Origin of the sequence: Vibrio jasicida CAIM 1864 = LMG 25398 (genome assembly GCF_000400365.1) — a bacterium.
GTDB lineage: Bacteria > Pseudomonadota > Gammaproteobacteria > Enterobacterales > Vibrionaceae > Vibrio > Vibrio jasicida.
In genome coordinates this window covers 164193-181077 of sequence record NZ_BAOG01000063.1, presented here as the reverse complement: position 1 = coordinate 181077, position 16885 = coordinate 164193, and the positions used below count along the sequence as shown (strand labels likewise).

Here is a 16885-nt window from a genome sequence, read left to right as displayed (position 1 = left end):
CGTCGCAACGTCAGACAGCGAAAACCAAAAGGGCTCTCAATTGAGCCCTTTTTTATTGCAGAAACTTCAGATTATACAGAGCGCATTTTATGCGACGATTAACATTCGCTATCTATCAGTAGGAGAGCTTTCAGAGAGACTAACGCTCTCAAAAACCCCGGACGCTAGCGTACATCTACAAGCATTCTAATAAATGCCAACTTCGCTCTAACTTACGCTCAATATCCACAATATCCATCTAAAGCCTCGAAGATAAACCACTTAAAATTTAGCTACTTAGACATCTTTAATCGACAAAAATCATTTGATGTACTGCTTACAAGTCCAATGTTAAATTGGTTTCGGTTAGTACATCCGAGTGCAATGTGTGACTGCGTTCGATGTCGCTTAAGTGTCAAATCTCCAAGGATGGAGTACCCATCAGACACTTGAGTTCCACTTGATGTATGCTCTTATTTTAATATCAAAAAGGACTCACTAAGAGTCCTTTTTTCGTTTAGACAACCGTTAATCTCAGATAGCACGCAAACCGCGTCAAACTTCGGTTCGTCATTAATGGGTTAGTTGATAATGAGTCGAGCGTTAATCGGCTGGATAGGACGATTGTTCTTACCCATGATGTCCATAAACGCTTTCACTTGCGCTGCAGATACCGTTTGAACCTCTTTTAGTACCAACCAACGAACACCTTCAGAACACGGAGGTGTCGTTAACGAACCATTGAATCGGTAGTAGCTGTGCTTAGAAGGAACAAGAGACTTGATGCTCACGGGTTCAAAGCTGGTTGTTTTGCCTTTTTTAAAGTCATGGTTTAGCAACTTCTCCAGTGTTGGGTTTTCATCTCCTAGCTTATAGAAGACTGCCACAACCGCTAGATTGCCATCCTTATCGGCATGAACAAAGTGCGCCTCTAGCGGGTACTCTTCTCCGTTGATGTGGTTTTCAGATGGCGTATGGAAGTGAAATTGAGAAAGCGTGTACTTTTTATCGTCAACCAGTAGCGTATTATTGCCCTCAACACTGGCTTGCAGAGTATGACCATTATCAATAGCTGAAACGGCATGACCTAAATAGTAGATGTGTATTTCATCCATAATACCCAACACGGTTGATTGGATATTAACAGGACTTTGGTTCTTACCTTGCTGACAATCTTCAGAGAATTTACCCCAAAACTCAGGCCCATTCTCGCCTTCGTACCCCCAATGCTCAGCATGTGCTGCAGAACTTAATAAAAGGCCAATCGCTAACAGTGATTTCTTCATCTTATCCTCATTTAATAAATTATTAAAAAATCAGATAATTAGTAAAACCTCAAAGTCATTGCAGTGTCAGATAAATGCAAGCACACCCATATTCAACATTTATAAAAACAAATTAAACAAATATTTAAATCACTTTGGGACAGAACTAATAGTGAGATTTGTATTTCACCATCAGACTAGATTATTTCAACATACAAGAATCACAGCAAAACTGCTTGAAGCCTTATTCTTATACCTTAATAATCCAAACGCAAAACGAACATCGTCTAAAACGACATCAATTTACCTCGTCATAAAAAACCAAACTCTAATTCAGGGTTTATTGCCAACTAAAACTATCATTTAAAAGGACATACGATTATGAGTGAATATATCTACGTTTATGATGACAAAATCTTGGATGAATACCTAGATAAAGTGAATGCTCGTAAAGATATGGTTAATCGATCGACATTAAGATTACTTGCCAATGAGCTTAAAATTGAACTTTCAGTCGGTAGGCTTAAAGCAAAAGAGTTTTATGACTATATAAGAAGGCCCAAGAACATCATTAGGCTATTGAAGTAGGGACTATTTAATAATCTGCTCCAGATATTTAGATTCAGCTTCAACCACAGCTGAACACATTGAAACAGAACGTGAGTCATATACTATAGTTTTCATCAAACGTTACTACACAATTGTTTGGTTTCACTTTGGTTCCGTAGATGTAATCATCTACTTTTCCTGCTATTGATTCTTTGCAGCTTTAATCATTTAAAGCTGCTTTTTTTTCAGTATCGACTTATTGTGAGCATTAGGCATAGAAACGACTGCGAATAAACATAATTCTTCATGATACGCAGCAGTTTCTTTGGCATACTTCGATGCTATCTCTTTTCAAGCATACCTTTATCGACAATGAAGTCTATGATTTCCTGCAGCCCCTTACCTTCTTTTAGGTTGGTAAACACATAAGGTTTCTCTGGACGCATTCGAGCGGTATCCGCTTCCATGACCTCTAATGATGCTCCAACATAAGGCGCAAGGTCTATTTTGTTGATAACAAGCAAATCAGAGCGTGTAATGCCAGGTCCGCCTTTGCGTGGAATTTTCTCCCCTTCCGATACATCAATCACATAGATCATCAAGTCAGCCAGTTCAGGGCTAAACGTGGCACTGAGATTGTCACCACCACTTTCGATAAATACCACGTCTAGGTTTTTGTGCCGCATAGAGAGTTCCTCCACCGCAGCGAGGTTCATCGAGGCGTCTTCTCTAATCGCGGTATGCGGGCAACCACCAGTCTCGACCCCAATAATACGCTCTGCATCTAAGGCTTCTGCCTGAGTGAGTATCTTTGCATCTTCTTGCGTATAGATATCGTTAGTGACGACAGCGATCTGATAAAGATCTCGGAGAGTTTTGCACAGAACCTCTAGCAATGCCGTTTTACCAGACCCAACAGGTCCACCAACGCCAATTCGCAAAGGTTGTTTGTAGTTTTCTTGCATAAGAGTTGTCCAAATTATGGATGGAGTTAAAATTCGATGTGTAATTATTTAATGGCTAATAATGAAAAAGCCGAACGTTATTGAAAGTCACCAATTAAGAGGATGATTTTGAATGGCAGTCATCAAGGAACAGATGATGTTTTTTTAGTGAGTATTGGAGTATTAAATAAGGCACTGAGTTGTGAATGGTTTGAGAGTGATTAGGCAAACTCATTGGCGAAGTTTTTGACTAACTAACCCGTAAATATTGATAACGAAGGTTTGCAATTTTTATCATCAACAATGTCTACATGATTCGACTGGTAGGTTATGTCTCCTAACCACTCTCGAAGCACAATATACAATAAAAGCCTCACCATTCCATTCCGATATCAGCCCATAAAATTTAGAATTAGAATTCAGGCTAAATTATCTGAACATTGTGACTTCATATCTACATCCTAAGATGTTCAAAATACTTCAAGCACCATCTCTGCATAAAGAACACTATTACTAGGTGTGCTATTGATCCTCAATTCAGCTATCTGACTCGTAATCTTAATTTTCATGATTGATAAAAACAAAAACATTATTCATTACTTTCAATAAGTTAAATAAAAAATCAATAGCGCCTATTTAGATTTGAGCTCAAATTACTGAGATAAGACACTTTCTTTGATGAATTTATGAAAAGAACAAAGGAGTAGCGTTATACTGTGCGTTGTACTGTCGCATGGATGCTTTTCTTTTAGCCCAACTTACTGCCTGTAGTAAGCCCAATTATGAGATAAGCAATAGTGGAATATAGATATATTGAAATGTTCAAACCAGTGAAGCTTGAGGAGTTTTACGTAGAGTATCACTACATTGTCAACATCGCCTTCGCAAAAGGCACCGTTTACATCAATGAACAACAAATCACCATCGATGGCCCGTCAACCTTAATCATCCCTCAATTTACCTGTTTGTCGTGTAATTTGACTCAGAAATCGTCGTTCTCACCATTACAGATTCAATTGTTAATCGTGACCGATGACATGTTAGAAGGCTTGCTACTTCAACTTCCTCAAAAGCGTAGGTTCATCAAAAATACCGTAGCTCATCAACTCCCAACACCAGTGGATGTGGACAATAACTTTCAACTACTCAAAGAAGTGTATGACTCATTAAGTAGAGATGCTTTGAAAATCATGCTTTTAGAACAAACGCTATATTTCATACTGCTCTCTCTTTGCGAATCTGGTATCGATGTTTTCAATGTCTTTCAGTTCAATTACGAAGAAAGCAAACGTGAAGTCATCGCACGAATGATCACAAAGGAACCACAAAGAAAGTGGCAAATTCAAGATGTCGCCAAGCAGCTGTTTACCTCTACCTCAACATTAAGAAGGCATTTGCAGAAAGAGAATCTGTCGTTTAGCCAGCTATTGGTAGATGTAAGAATGGGGCTTGCATTGAACATGCTAACGTTCACTTCCTACAACGTTTCACAGATCAGCAACCGCTGTGGATTTGGTAGCGCCGCTTATTTTTGTGATGCCTTCAAGAGAAAATATCACTTAACGCCATCACAGTTCCGAGCTCAGTCTAAGAAGACCAGTGATGCGTCACTTGTCTCCACAAGAAGTGACGATGTGAGCTAACAACGCTCTAGTGGATGACGGATCGAGCGTAAAGCCTTGCGCTTTCTGCTCACTCTATTTTGCTTTTCATTTAAATCACCAATCATTGCGTCCAGGTAACGTTTTCTCTCGTCCTTCAGGAGTATGGTGTTTCGCTTTATGCACTAGAAAACTTCACGATATACCCAAGCCATCTCAAAGGCTGGGTCATAAAAATTAGATTTAAGGAAATATTATGTCTAATTCGATCACCGTTACATCTGATGACTACAACAATATCTGTCGATTACTTGATAACATTCCGAATTTCACCGACGAGCTGCTTAAATTAGAAGAAGAAATTGACCGTGCTTTGATTGTCGAGCCACATGAGATTAGTAGCGATATTGTCACGATGAACTCTAAAGTGACGTTTAAATTCCTTGGTGAGGAAGAACACATTCAGAAAGTGCTCGTTTACCCAAACCAAGTGAAAGATAACTCTCACATCTCCATACTCGCTCCGATTGGCATGGCGCTTATTGGGCTATCTGTCGGTCAACGCATCGATTGGATACTGCCAAACGGCAACAAGAAAACCATCGAGATCTTGGATGTTGTTTTTCAACCAGAAAGAAATATAGAGTAGAAATAATCCAACGAGTAATTTCAATCATTAGCCATCACTCCTTACCAGAGTGATGGCTTTGTGTTTGATTACACTTGTGGTTTTGTGCCTTCCGCATTAGAAAGCACACAATCCATTTGAACTTTGGCACCTAGCGCGATGTTAGACACAGCAATCACGGTTCTTGCTGGCAAATCGCCATCAAAGAAAGTGGCGTACACCTCGTTGATTGCATCAATATCAGCGATGTCAGTCACTTGAATATTGACCTTAACCGCGTCATTCATCACGTGACCGATGCTCTCAACGATCGCTTTAATGTTTTTCAAACATTGCTCAGCTTGCTCTTTAGCCCCACCTTGAACCAGTTCATAACTCAGAGCATCCATCGGTAGTTGCGCAGAAATGTGGTTATAGTGAGAAAACGCCACAGTTTGCGTTGCAAGCGCATCAAGAGGTGCATTCAGCGTGTTGTTTGCCTTAATCACAATGCCATGGCGATCTTCAACTTCTTGAGGCGGCGTGCCATCACCATGAGAAATCACGGCATCAATTTGTACTGCAGCGCCCATTGGCAGCGCTGAAGCTTGAATAACCGAGCGAGCAGGCATGTAAGCCACGGCTCTTGCGATCGCCGAATCTGGGAAGAAAGTACGGTACACTTCGTTCACTGATTCAATATCTGCTAGATCTTGCAGGTAAACGGTCGTTTTTACGATGTCATCTAGCGGAACATCAATGCTCTCTAGAATGTTCTTGATGTTTTGCAGACATTGATGAGTTTGTTCTTTTACGTCACCTTCGACCAAGTCTCCTGTCGCTGCATCTACCGGCAACTGTGCGGAGGTGTTGTTGTAGTGCGAGAATGCGACCGTTTGTGTAGAAATCGGATTGGTCGGTGCTAGATCAGTATCACGCGACACCTTGATCAAGTCACATGGCTTTTGGGGTGTTGTCCCCTCTCCATTAGAAATAAGCGCATCCATTTGTAGTAACGCTCCTTCAAAAGGCACCGCCTCAATCACCAGCACTGTGCGTGTTGGTAGAAGGTTAGTAAAGAAAGTCGCATACACCTTGTTTACTTCTTCAACGTCATGAATGTTGGTCAAGTAGACATTTATCTTAACGACATCATCCATTACATGATCAATGCTCTCTACAATTCTTTTAATGTTCAAAAGACATTGTTTGGCTTGCTCCTGAATACCACCGTCAACAAGCTGGTTGGTTTGAGGATCAATCGGAAGTTGAGCGGAGATATTGTTGTAGTGAGAAAACGCAACACTTTGCGTTGAATGGCTGTTAAGTGGTGCAGTTTCTGTGTTTCTAGAGCATTTAATAATGGTGCCAGTCATTTAATGTTACCTTTAATTAATGATAAAAGTATTTAACTTACGTGAACATCATTGAGGCTAGAAAGGAGAGCTATCAGCTATATTTCATTGCAATTTAATATAGAATAATAATAGAGTTAACCGCTTCTGTTATATCCATCTTTTAAACCATAGATAAATAGAGCTAAGATCAACAAAGAAGCGGTGATAATCAGAATCGTTCCTAATATATCGATTTTATTTAAAGAGAAAGTAATCATTCCGGATAGGACCCCAACAAGGATGACTAAATCAATTAATATGCCTCTAAATATTTTCATACCTCTCCTTTCACAAACAATCACATCGTAAGTAAAACTATAAGATTATGCTGATTATTTAGACGCAATTCATTACAACATGCGCGCATTATGTTTAATTTTTACACGCTTTACATTTCAAGTTTCCCATTGCCTTGATGCAGCTTTTCCTACTCAAAATTTCATCTCTAATATCATTAATAAAATGAAACCAAGAAGAACAGAAAAAGGCTTGCATTTGATTTTATAAATTAAACAATTAAGTCATAATGTTTTGAAATAATAAGAAATATTTCACACCCACTTGTCGATATAAACTCCTATTTGATAGAGTCCACTCGCTCATATGAATTGAGTAACCTACTCACAAATAACTTTATTCCGCTCTTGCACAACTTAGCCCTATCCAATTTTGGTTAGGGCTTTTTTTGAGGTAGAAAATGAACTTAGAAAGGATTGACTATTCATCGATTGAGGACTTTGAGATTAGGTTAAAGCCCTTCAATGCCACATACTGGAACAAGATATTAAGTTTTCTCAATTCTATTGATGATGTCACCTCCTTTTCTTGCGATTCAGAAGACAACGTCTTTGTCGAATTAGACTCAAGCTTACTCTTCTACAACTGTGAAAATTCAAATAAATACAAGTTTAATTTCGATAACGTTTTTATTTGTCAGTTTAAGTCTATCGCCAGTGATGGGTATAACATCCGCTTATATTCGAATGGTGTTAATTTTTTATCTATTTAACGGATAGTAAGCCAAAAAAAATATGTTCGAGAAAACAGATAAGTTATGTCCAAATTGCTTTCGTTGGCTACTAAGAAATACAGCCAAAGGTGAGATATATTGCCCCGACACTATCTCATGCAGAGTGAAGGGGTCACTGAACGTCCCTCCATTAGAAGTCACTAAAGCGAGGCTAAGGAAAACCTTAGTTAACGAAATTAGAAAAGACAGACAGCACCAGAACCTAACGGTGATCAACCGAATTAATAAGCTCTTGAGCTAGAAAATAACAAAAGAAGTGCTTTCACTTTGAAGCACTCACTAAAACTTGGATAAAGCGAGCAATCTCGCCCAAACCAATATAGATGCACACGACCACCACCGAGTATGCACATGCTCGGTGGTGCTACTTTATTTAAGCCCTAACAACGTAGAAAACAAAAGGACAAACAACAGATGAAAACTGTTATTCATGAAACCCTACTACGCTTATCTTCAGCCCCACAAGAGTCTCATGTTCAAATTAGGCAGGAGCTTTACAACACTCTAAAACTGCCATTCGAGAAGCAGTTAGCACTATATACCCATGTTCTTGGTCCAGTAAGTTCCGGTCAACTGTCCAGCAACCAAAGCTTAACCAGAGCGGTAGGCGATGCGGAAAGAATCATCCTAAGCAACAAATAATCGATAACGAGGAATAAGCTTTCTCACGCCCTTAACCAAAAAAGTCGGCCTCACCACTTTAAACGGTGAGGCCGACTTATATAGCAGAGTTATCTCCATGACCTTGGGATTCTATCTCGCCTTATTTCTTTCTAAGTACGAAAAACAGAATAAACATAGATCCAATTGCTGAAGTCATCAGACCTATGGGTAACTCCTGACCGGGGATCAGCACTCGGCTCATTAAGTCACTGGCTGAGAGCAGCATCGCGCCAATAAAAGCACATAAAGGCAATAGATAACGATGACTTGGTCCGGAAAATGGTTTCGCAAGATGCGGCACGATGAGTCCAACAAAGCCAATCACGCCGCTTAAAGAGACAAAGATCGCTGTAGAGAGTGCCGATAAGATAAACACGGTCACGCGGAGGAATTTTACGCTTACACCCAGTGAGTTACTGGTGTCCTCATCCACCAACATGGCATCAAGCGAACGCCAGCGCAACATGGTAAACAGTGCGAGCAAAATAACCCCAACAGAGGCAAACGGCAGATTTTCCCATTTTGCCAGCCCTAAGCCTCCCATCGACCAAAAGAGAATATTACTCGCCGAACGTTGATCGCCGGTATAAATCAAATATCCAGTAATGGCACTGAACAGGAACGAAACCGCCAATCCAGATAAAATCAGGCGCTCAACTCCTTGAGACTTTTGCAGAAAGAACACTAGGATGACCGAAGCCGCCGATAAGGTTGCCCCAGCAAATGCTGCCACCGGTAAAGACCATTGACCTAACGCCAAATCGAAATGGCTAATAACCGCAACAACGCCAGCCGATGCACCTGCAGATAACCCGAACAAGAATGGATCAGCCAAGTCGTTCTTAGTCACGGTCTGCAATAGCGCCCCCACCATAGCAAGCCCAGCACCAACTAAAATCGCGAGAAGAAATCTAGGAATTCTAATCTCACTCAAAATAACGTTGGTCATTGCAGGTAGCGAGGCGTGGCCAAAGGTAAAAAACTGATAAACCGAGGAAAAGGGTATGTTTATTGTTCCGTAAGAGAGCGAAAGGAACAGTATGACCGATAGCAACATCAGGCTTGTCACGATAGCAAGCCAAAACTTTACATTCGAATTACTCATTAATCACGATACCAGCCTCGGGATGGAGCTTGGCTGCAATCTTCTTGATAGCAACCACATTGTTGGGACCTGGCGTCAGCTCACTGTACTTCAACCGCAAAAATTGACCATTTTTCACCGCATTCGTTTGGCGCATTAGAGGGTTATCACTCAGAGCTTTTATCGAGCTGTTGATCGCTGCATCATCTGAGCTGCCATAATCCACCAAAATAATCATATCGGGATTATGAATGGCGACTTTTTCCCATGGCGCGGTGCCCCAACTAAAGTTTTCGTTGCCCATCACGTTGACGCCACCAGCCGCTTTGATCAGCGCATGAGGCATGGCAAAGCGCCCACTGGTAAAGGGCTGATCAATGCCTGAATCGTAGAGGAACACTTTCTTGGTTGGATAAGCGGCTACCTTTGCCTCTATTTCGTTGAGGTCTTTTTTCCAGCTCTCGACTAAGCTCTGTGCTTTATCACTCTTATCGAAGACTTTGCCTAGCTTAAGAACATCGCCGTAAAGCAACTCCATGGAAGCTTCTTGCTTCTTCTTAGTGATATGAGCGCAGCTTTCGCTGAGTACCAGCGTCTTTACTCCAAAGTGCGCCAAGTTTTGTGGCGTCAGATCTGAGCCAAATTTAAGACCGTAGTTCCAACCAGCAAACAGGAAGTCTGGATTCTTTTCTAGTAAAGGTTCTAGCGTTAAGTAACGCCCAGAGATTTCGGGAATATCACCTAAGTCTGCCTTGAACTGATCGGATACTTGATACCAACCTGTAATACCATTTACCGCCACCATGTTAGGTTGTAGCCCCAATGCGAACGCCATTTCCGTCATATTGAGGTCTTGGAATACCGCGCGTTTTGGTGCTTGTTCAAACGTCAACACGTCCCCGCAGCTTTCAACACTGACTGGGTAATGTGGTTCCGTCGGTGCATTGGTGTTTGCGTAAACAGAGACAGATAAAAACAACGGCATCAAGCATATTTTTTTCACGGTAACTCCTTAATATATTTCAAAAAAACGGATCGCTTTTCCTGTTGTAGGATGTAAGAAATGAAGGGTATTCAAATCAAAAGTATCTTTTATCCAGTGAGCGTTGAGCGTGTTTTCGACCGTATCGCACACCTGCATTTTGCCTCGATTAATGATCATCACTTGGTCGGCAAAGTATTCGGCAAGGTTTAAATCATGTAACACGGCAATCGTTGTAATCTGCTTATCCTTAACGATTTTGAGGAGCTCTATTCTCGCTTTAGGGTCTAAGTGATTCGTCGGCTCATCTAAAAGCAGCAACTTGGGCTCTTGCACCAACACTCGCGCTAAGTTGACGCGCTGAAACTCTCCACCAGAAAGCTGCCCAACTTTTTGCTCTCTTAACATTTCCAGTCCAAGCTCGGCGATCACGCGGGTAATGCATTCGTTGTCGTATTGGCGTGTGGAATAGTGAAAATGAGGAAATCGCCCCAGTGAAATATAATCAAGCACTCTCATTTGTGGGTCGACGGTATTATTCTGCCCCATAAATGCAATATATCTTGAACGCATTTTATGGTTATAACTCGAAAGTGGTTTACCAAGAAAACTCAATTCACCAGAGAACATATTCACCGTTCCCATAATGGTGCGAATAAAGGTCGATTTTCCGCACCCATTAGGACCAACAACCGCTAAGAACTCTTTCTCTTTTAGACTAAAGCTAATATCCCTAACTAACTCCGTTTTAATGCCCAGTGACAATCCCTTAATGGTTAACACTTCTTTCACATTAATAAGCCTTGCTAGTTAATATTTAGCCATTATCAAATAAAAAAAACCTTAGTCAATAAAAACAGAAAATAAAAAATATGTTTTTAATTATGATTTAGAAATATATTCATTTTACTTAGAAATAGAGCCCTATCCTTTGTTCATGTGAAATAAATAGCAAAGTTAATTGAAAAACTACTATATCAAATAGCTAAATTTCCAATCGTGATAATAGATATGAAGTATAGAAAAGTAATTGACTGTAAAACGATAACGCTCAGAGAGTTTTATGTGGAACATCATTACATAATATATCTCTCTGAAGCCAAAGGACTGGTGTCCATCAATGACAGTAAAATCGCCATTACCTCCCCAACTATCTTGATGGTTCCCCAATACAGCCGGGTTTGGTGTGACTTACGCAGTGAGAGCCCAACACAGTGCATTGAGGTTCAAATACTGACTGTATCCAACCATACGATCGACTCTCTGATTGCTAAAGTTCCACAACGGGCATTTGGTGCCAATAATATCTCTTACGCTATCAGTGACAACTTCGAGATAAAGGACAGATTCAAAATATTAAAAGAGGGGCATGACACCTTAAGTAACCACACCTTAAAGACGTTACTGGTTGAGGAATCTCTGTTTTTTATATTCTTAACAATGAGTTACTATGAAATGGATATTGTTCGAATGTTCAAATCCGATCATTACCAATCAAAGCGAGAAGTTATCACTCGGATGATAAGCCAAGATCCGACTCATAAGTGGCAAATTGAGGAAGTCGCCAGCAAGCTGTTCATCTCCTCTTCCACGCTAAGAAGACACTTGAATAAAGAAGACGTCTCTTTCAGCCAATTGCTGTTAGATGTAAGAATGGGCATTGCACTCAATATGCTGACGTTCACTTCCTACAATGTCAGTGAGATCAGCCATCGTTGTGGCTTTGGTAGTTCGGCTTACTTCTGTGATGCATTCAAACGAAAGTACAATCTTACGCCCTCAAAGTTCAGACAATATTCTAGAGAAAACAACGGTTCATCACTGCTGACACTCAAGTACTAATCACTCCCTCATAGCCAAACAAACACAATCGAAGCTCATAATCCACAAAACCTAAAAAAGCCCAATATTGGCGTTAATATTGGGCTTTCTATTATGTTTATAAGAACTGAAGCTTAGCCTTCCACTTTCGCTGGCTCGCCTTTGAACTTGTTTAGCACGGCAGTATGCAGACCATTCTGATACGCCACCGCAACGAGTACAATCACCACACCGATTGACTGCAATAGCGTCACCGACTCACCACTTGTAAATGGTGCAACAAGAACGGTAGTAATTGGGCTTAATAGCAATAGACCTGCAACAACGGTTGGGTCCAAGTTTACCGAACCAATTTGTACAAATACCCAAGCAACCGCATGACCAACAACACCTAAGATCACAATCCAGATCCAGTTGCTCATATTAATCGCATCACCCGCAATCGAACCATCAGCCGCTGATAGTGGCAGTTTGCCGTCGACAAGAACACCCGTGGTAATGTTGAAACCGTGCGTCGTCGCCATAACAATCGCAGCAGGGATAAGCTGAGCAAGGAATACCCACATCAGTGGCTGGAAGTAGCGACCTGCGTTCAGTGTGCCCGACTTACGGCTAGTGTAGAGGTATAGCGCGTAACAAATACCCGATTTAATACCCAGAATCGTACCCACTAGCGCAATTGGATAGCCCCACATGGTGCTTGGACCTTCGGATGGACCGCCTTCTAGAACACCACCCGCTAGAACAATACCGAACAACATAATCGGTACTAGGAACCAGAAGCTTTTCTCCGGCTTAAACTTATCAAACGTCATGGCAAGCAATGGCATGATGATGATCTGTAGGTTAAGCAAGATAGATGAGATGCCCGCACCAATAAAGAAGATCGCAAAGTTCCAAGAGGTCATATCAAGACCAAGGAAAATACCAGCGACGATAGCGAGTGCAAAACCTGATTTGTTAATTAAGCCTTTCTTTTTAATTTCAGAGACAGCAAAAGGAATTAAAACTAAGAAACCTACTAAACAACGTAAAAACGCGTTGGTTGCTGGTTCAAAGTTGGCCTCTTTTACCATGATGGCAGAAAATGCTAACGCAATAATACCAATCATAATAAACATATAAGCAAGTGGTTTGCTCATTTTATTTTCTGGTCCAGATGTGGACGCGGTTCTAACTTCAGACATAAATAGCCCCAGAATGTAAATAAAAGTAATATTGGATTTTTTAATTAACGCACATTGTTATTTAGCAAAATAAAAATATGCATTAATAAGCCATACCAGTACTCAATGACTGGTATGGCTTAATTAATACAGAGTTAAATAATTTTCGTAGGGAGACGCTAGGGTAAATATCGTTTTTATATTAAAAGAAGATTGATGCTATCTACGGTCAGGCAGCATACCTTCTTTCAAAATAAAGCGAATAATATCTTCTAAACCAACACCGTCATGTAAGTTCGCGAAAATAAATGGACGATCGCCACGCATCTTCTTCGCATCACGGTCCATAATATCGAGAGACGCGTGTACATATTCAGCAATGTCGATTTTATTAATGATCAATAGATCTGACTTAGTGATACCCGGACCACCTTTACGTGGGATCTTGTCGCCTGCAGACACATCAATAACGTAAATCGTTAGGTCAGACAGCTCTGGGCTAAATGTCGCAGCCAAGTTATCACCACCAGATTCGATCATCACTAGCTCAAGGTCTGGATGACGCGATTGTAAGTCGTTCACCGCCGCTAGGTTCATCGAAGCGTCTTCACGGATCGCAGTATGTGGGCAGCCGCCTGTTTCTACGCCAAGAATACGATCCGATGGCAGCGCGTCATGTTTTAGCAAGAAGTCCGCATCTTCACGGGTGTAAATATCGTTCGTTACAACCGCGATGTTGTAATGATCTTTAAGTGCTTTACACAATTTACGTAGCAACGCTGTTTTACCAGAACCAACAGGACCGCCTACACCAACACGTAAACACTGTGTCATATTAATTTTCCTTTTGTTCTTTAAAGCAAATTAGCTTCGAAATAGTCTTGAATATTGCGTTTCATGTTTTGCACTTCCTAGCGCTAAGCCAGGAAGCGTTGGACCTAGCTCCCAATCCTCTAAACAGAGGGCTGATTCGACCGCTTCAACAAGCTTAGGTTGCAGTCGAATACACAGACGCTGTGCTGCGGTATGCCCCAGCGGTAGTGCTTTACATGCCACCGCCAATTGGTTTTCTAACCATCCCCATGCAAAGCCAAGCAGGCTTTGTCGAACAGGAATATGGTTAAGCTGTGTAACCCAAGCAAACATAGTCACGTATCCAGGTTCTTGAAGCTGTTTTGCCCCTTCAACATGCAGCTGAGGGTGCATTTCAAGATTGGTCAGTAAGTCTATTAATGCTTGACCAAGACGAATGTCTTCTTCGCATAACTCAGAGGTTTCGCGATTCGCTAACAGCCAATCGTTCCAAAACGTCACTTCTTGGCAATCACGATTCGCCCACGAGTGATACAAGCGCGCTAGCACAGGTAATTCGCAACGCGATAAACCGTCATCAAGCACGCCTTCCAGCCACGCACCAAGCTCTTCTTCGTTTTTCACCCAACCAAGCTCAAAAGCGCTTTCTAGCCCTTGCGACCAAGCAAACGCACCAATAGGAAGTGCTGGGCTAATAAATTGCATCAAACCAAGTAGTGCTAGATCACCGACTTCACGATCAGAAGTATTAGTGTTCATGCTGATGCCCGTGGTGATGGTGACCATGAGAGTGATCATGAGATTGCTCACGACCAACATGCGCGTACGCACCGGATTCTGGGTCAAAAGGCGCTTGATGATGCGTCAATGTTGCACCAAGCAGCAGTGCCAATTCTTCAAGCACATGGTCCGGCGTCATTCGTACCCAACAACGTCCGTCTTCATCCTGACCAACCGCAAGCAACGTGTGGCGGTTGCCTAGGTGATAACAAAGGCGAGCGAGAGGAAGCGTGCCGTTGATGTAAGCCGTCGTGACGGGTTCGTTCGCTGCATGGACACGAATCACTTCACCCGTTTTCGCTTCTAGCAGGTCGCCATCACGTAATACTGGTCCACGATCGAGAAACAAACCGACATCATGTCCCTTTTCCGTCACTCCTTTCAGGCGCCCTCGGATACGCAGCTCATAAGGAAGAATAAGACTATCGAATACCTCACATTCCGTATTGGTATCTAATCGTTTTGTTAGTTCAAGCATTGCAAGCCCTTACTGTTAATTAGAACAAATGGTAGCGTTGAGCCAACGGAACTTCTGTTGCTGGTTCACACGTCAATAGAACGCCGTCTGCACTTACTTCATAAGTTTGTGGGTCAACGGTCAGTTCAGGACACACATCGTTGTGCTTCATGTCTTGTTTGGTCTTGTTACGAACGTCTTTACACGCAACAAGCGGGCTGTTCAGACCCAGCTTTTCTTCTAGACCCGTGTTCATCGCAGCTTGGCTAACAAACGTCATGCGCGTCGCTGACACTGCGCGACCTAGTGAGCCAAACATGTTGCGGTAGTGAACTGGCTGAGGCGTTGAGATCGCCGCGTTTGGATCGCCCATCGCAGCGCCTGCGATCATGCCACCTTTCAAGATGATGGACGGCTTAACGCCGAAGAATGCTGGTTTCCAAAGCACCAAGTCAGCGAATTTACCTACTTCAATCGAGCCCACTTCGTGTGCGATACCGTGAGTGATGGCTGGGTTAATGGTGTATTTCGCGATGTAGCGCTTCGCACGGAAGTTATCTGCGCCAAGATCTTGGTCTTCAGGAAGTAGACCGCGCTGTACTCGCATCTTGTTCGCTGTCTGCCAAGTACGACATACCACTTCACCCACACGTCCCATTGCTTGTGAATCTGATGACATCATCGAGATCACGCCCATATCGTGAAGAATGTCTTCTGCGGCAATACTTTCGCGACGAATACGAGAGTCAGCAAATGCAACGTCTTCAGGGATGTTTGGATCTAGGTGGTGACACTCCATCAACATATCCAAGTGCTCATCAACGGTATTGATGGTGTACGGACGCGTTGGGTTTGTTGAAGAAGGCAGTACATTTGGCAGTGCACACGCTGCAATGATGTCTGGAGCGTGACCACCGCCCGCACCTTCAGTGTGGTAGGTATGGATACAACGATCTTTAAATGCAGCCAGCGTATCTTGTAGGAAGCCAGATTCGTTCAAGCTATCTGAGTGAAGCGCAACCTGAACATCGTAGCGATCTGCAACGTTCAAGGCGTTGTGAATACATGCGGCAGTCGCACCAAAGTCTTCGTGAATCTTCAGACTCATTGCGCCCGCTTTAACTTGTTGCTCAAGCGCTTCAGGCGTACTTGCACTGCCTTTGCCCAGTAGACCAATGTTCATTGGTAGATCATCGACCGCTTGCATCATCTTGCCAATGTGCCAAGGACCCGATGTGCTGGTTGTCGCTAGACTGCCTGTTGCAGGACCCGTACCGCCGCCAATCATGGTCGTTACACCGCTCATCAGAGCTTCATCAATCTGTTGCGGACAGATAAAATGGATGTGTGTATCGATACCACCTGCGGTTAGAATTTGGTTCTCACCTGCGATAATTTCAGTACCAGGACCAATGATGATATCAACATTCGGCTGTACGTCTGGGTTGCCCGCTTTACCGATAGCTGCGATACGACCTTGCTTAAGGCCAACGTCAGCTTTAACGATGCCCCAGTAATCCATGATGATAACGTTAGTAATAACCGTATCCATTACTGCGTCATCACAACGCTGGCTCTGACCCATACCGTCACGGATTACTTTACCGCCACCAAATACGACTTCTTCACCGTAGTGCGTGTGGTCTTTTTCAATCTCAATCCATAGCTCTGTATCACCCAGACGGACTTTGTCGCCCGTCGTAGGACCGTACATGTCTACATACGCTTGTCTAGAAATCTTCATTAC

Annotated in this window: 17 protein-coding genes; 5 read left to right on the top strand and 12 right to left on the bottom strand. The window is 42.4% G+C overall.

The genetic code is table 11. The features are described 5' to 3' along the window. Nucleotides 1–560: 560 nt before the first annotated feature. Nucleotides 561–1265 (bottom strand): carbonic anhydrase, encoded by a 705-nt coding sequence (locus VJL_RS18280; RefSeq protein WP_038880133.1) that lies wholly within the window; start codon nt 1263–1265, stop codon nt 561–563. A gap of 360 nt (nt 1266–1625) precedes the next feature. On the opposite strand from VJL_RS18280, the gene VJL_RS18275 reads away from it, so the two are divergent. After that, nucleotides 1626–1832: a hypothetical protein gene (locus VJL_RS18275; protein WP_038880130.1), complete on the top strand. Its 207-nt coding sequence runs from the start codon at nt 1626–1628 to the stop codon at nt 1830–1832. A gap of 302 nt (nt 1833–2134) precedes the next feature. Here VJL_RS18275 and ureG (VJL_RS18270) read toward each other — a convergent pair whose 3' ends face one another. Continuing rightward, entirely contained in the window at nt 2135–2758 is a 624-nt protein-coding gene (ureG, locus tag VJL_RS18270; protein ID WP_038869813.1) for an urease accessory protein UreG, read from the bottom strand. Nucleotides 2759–3534: 776 nt separating this feature from the next. On the opposite strand from ureG (VJL_RS18270), the gene VJL_RS18265 reads away from it, so the two are divergent. Beyond that, nucleotides 3535–4380: an AraC family transcriptional regulator gene (locus VJL_RS18265; protein ID WP_038869815.1), complete on the top strand. Its 846-nt coding sequence runs from the start codon at nt 3535–3537 to the stop codon at nt 4378–4380. A 214-nt stretch (nt 4381–4594) separates the two neighbouring features. After that, nucleotides 4595–4987 carry a nucleoside diphosphate kinase regulator gene (rnk, locus tag VJL_RS18260; protein ID WP_038880127.1) on the top strand — a complete coding sequence of 131 codons (393 nt, stop codon included), beginning with the start codon at nt 4595–4597 and terminating at the stop codon, nt 4985–4987. Nucleotides 4988–5055: 68 nt separating this feature from the next. On the opposite strand, the gene VJL_RS18255 is transcribed toward rnk, so the two are convergent. Together VJL_RS18255 and VJL_RS18250 are read right to left on the bottom strand one after the other, a co-directional pair. After that, nucleotides 5056–6321 (bottom strand): RidA family protein, encoded by a 1266-nt coding sequence (locus tag VJL_RS18255; protein WP_038880124.1) that lies wholly within the window; start codon nt 6319–6321, stop codon nt 5056–5058. 116 nt (nt 6322–6437) lie between these two features. Continuing rightward, complete coding sequence (locus VJL_RS18250) at nt 6438–6620, bottom strand: hypothetical protein (protein ID WP_038869821.1); 183 nt, start codon at nt 6618–6620, stop codon at nt 6438–6440. 1166 nt (nt 6621–7786) lie between these two features. On the opposite strand from VJL_RS18250, the gene VJL_RS18240 reads away from it, so the two are divergent. Next, nucleotides 7787–8014: a PAS factor family protein gene (locus VJL_RS18240; protein WP_038869823.1), complete on the top strand. Its 228-nt coding sequence runs from the start codon at nt 7787–7789 to the stop codon at nt 8012–8014. Nucleotides 8015–8135: 121 nt separating this feature from the next. Here the strand turns inward: VJL_RS18240 and VJL_RS18235 are convergent, their stop codons facing one another. From VJL_RS18235 to VJL_RS18225, 3 genes are read right to left on the bottom strand one after another with little or no spacing between them, the layout of a single operon-like run. Continuing rightward, entirely contained in the window at nt 8136–9140 is a 1005-nt protein-coding gene (locus VJL_RS18235; RefSeq protein WP_038880120.1) for a FecCD family ABC transporter permease, read from the bottom strand. Beyond that, entirely contained in the window at nt 9133–10122 is a 990-nt protein-coding gene (locus VJL_RS18230) for an ABC transporter substrate-binding protein (RefSeq protein WP_152436663.1), read from the bottom strand. Before VJL_RS18230 ends, VJL_RS18235 begins: the two co-directional genes overlap by 8 nt. Before the next feature lie 9 nt (nt 10123–10131). Then, nucleotides 10132–10893, bottom strand: a complete 762-nt coding sequence (locus VJL_RS18225) for an ABC transporter ATP-binding protein (protein WP_038880115.1) — start codon at nt 10891–10893, stop codon at nt 10132–10134. A 273-nt stretch (nt 10894–11166) separates the two neighbouring features. Here VJL_RS18225 and VJL_RS18220 point away from each other — a divergent pair, with 273 nt between their 5' ends. Continuing rightward, a complete protein-coding gene (locus VJL_RS18220; RefSeq protein ID WP_227741143.1) occupies nt 11167–11943 on the top strand; it encodes an AraC family transcriptional regulator in 777 nt (258 codons plus the stop codon). A 113-nt stretch (nt 11944–12056) separates the two neighbouring features. On the opposite strand, the gene VJL_RS18215 is transcribed toward VJL_RS18220, so the two are convergent. The 5 genes from VJL_RS18215 to ureC form a co-directional block, all read right to left on the bottom strand. Next, nucleotides 12057–13109, bottom strand: a complete 1053-nt coding sequence (locus tag VJL_RS18215) for a DMT family transporter (protein WP_038869830.1) — start codon at nt 13107–13109, stop codon at nt 12057–12059. Between the two features lie 198 nt (nt 13110–13307). Further along, entirely contained in the window at nt 13308–13922 is a 615-nt protein-coding gene (gene ureG / locus VJL_RS18210; RefSeq protein WP_038869832.1) for an urease accessory protein UreG, read from the bottom strand. A gap of 30 nt (nt 13923–13952) precedes the next feature. After that, nucleotides 13953–14699, bottom strand: coding sequence for an urease accessory protein UreF (locus VJL_RS18205; RefSeq protein WP_227741142.1), 747 nt, complete (start codon nt 14697–14699; stop codon nt 13953–13955). Then, complete coding sequence (ureE, locus tag VJL_RS18200; RefSeq protein WP_038880109.1) at nt 14650–15159, bottom strand: urease accessory protein UreE; 510 nt, start codon at nt 15157–15159, stop codon at nt 14650–14652. The genes VJL_RS18205 and ureE overlap by 50 nt, the downstream gene beginning before the upstream one ends. Before the next feature lie 19 nt (nt 15160–15178). After that, the gene (ureC, locus tag VJL_RS18195) at nt 15179–16882 is read right to left on the bottom strand and encodes an urease subunit alpha (protein WP_038869838.1); all 1704 of its coding nucleotides are present in this window, start codon (nt 16880–16882) and stop codon (nt 15179–15181) included. Nucleotides 16883–16885: the final 3 nt, after the last annotated feature.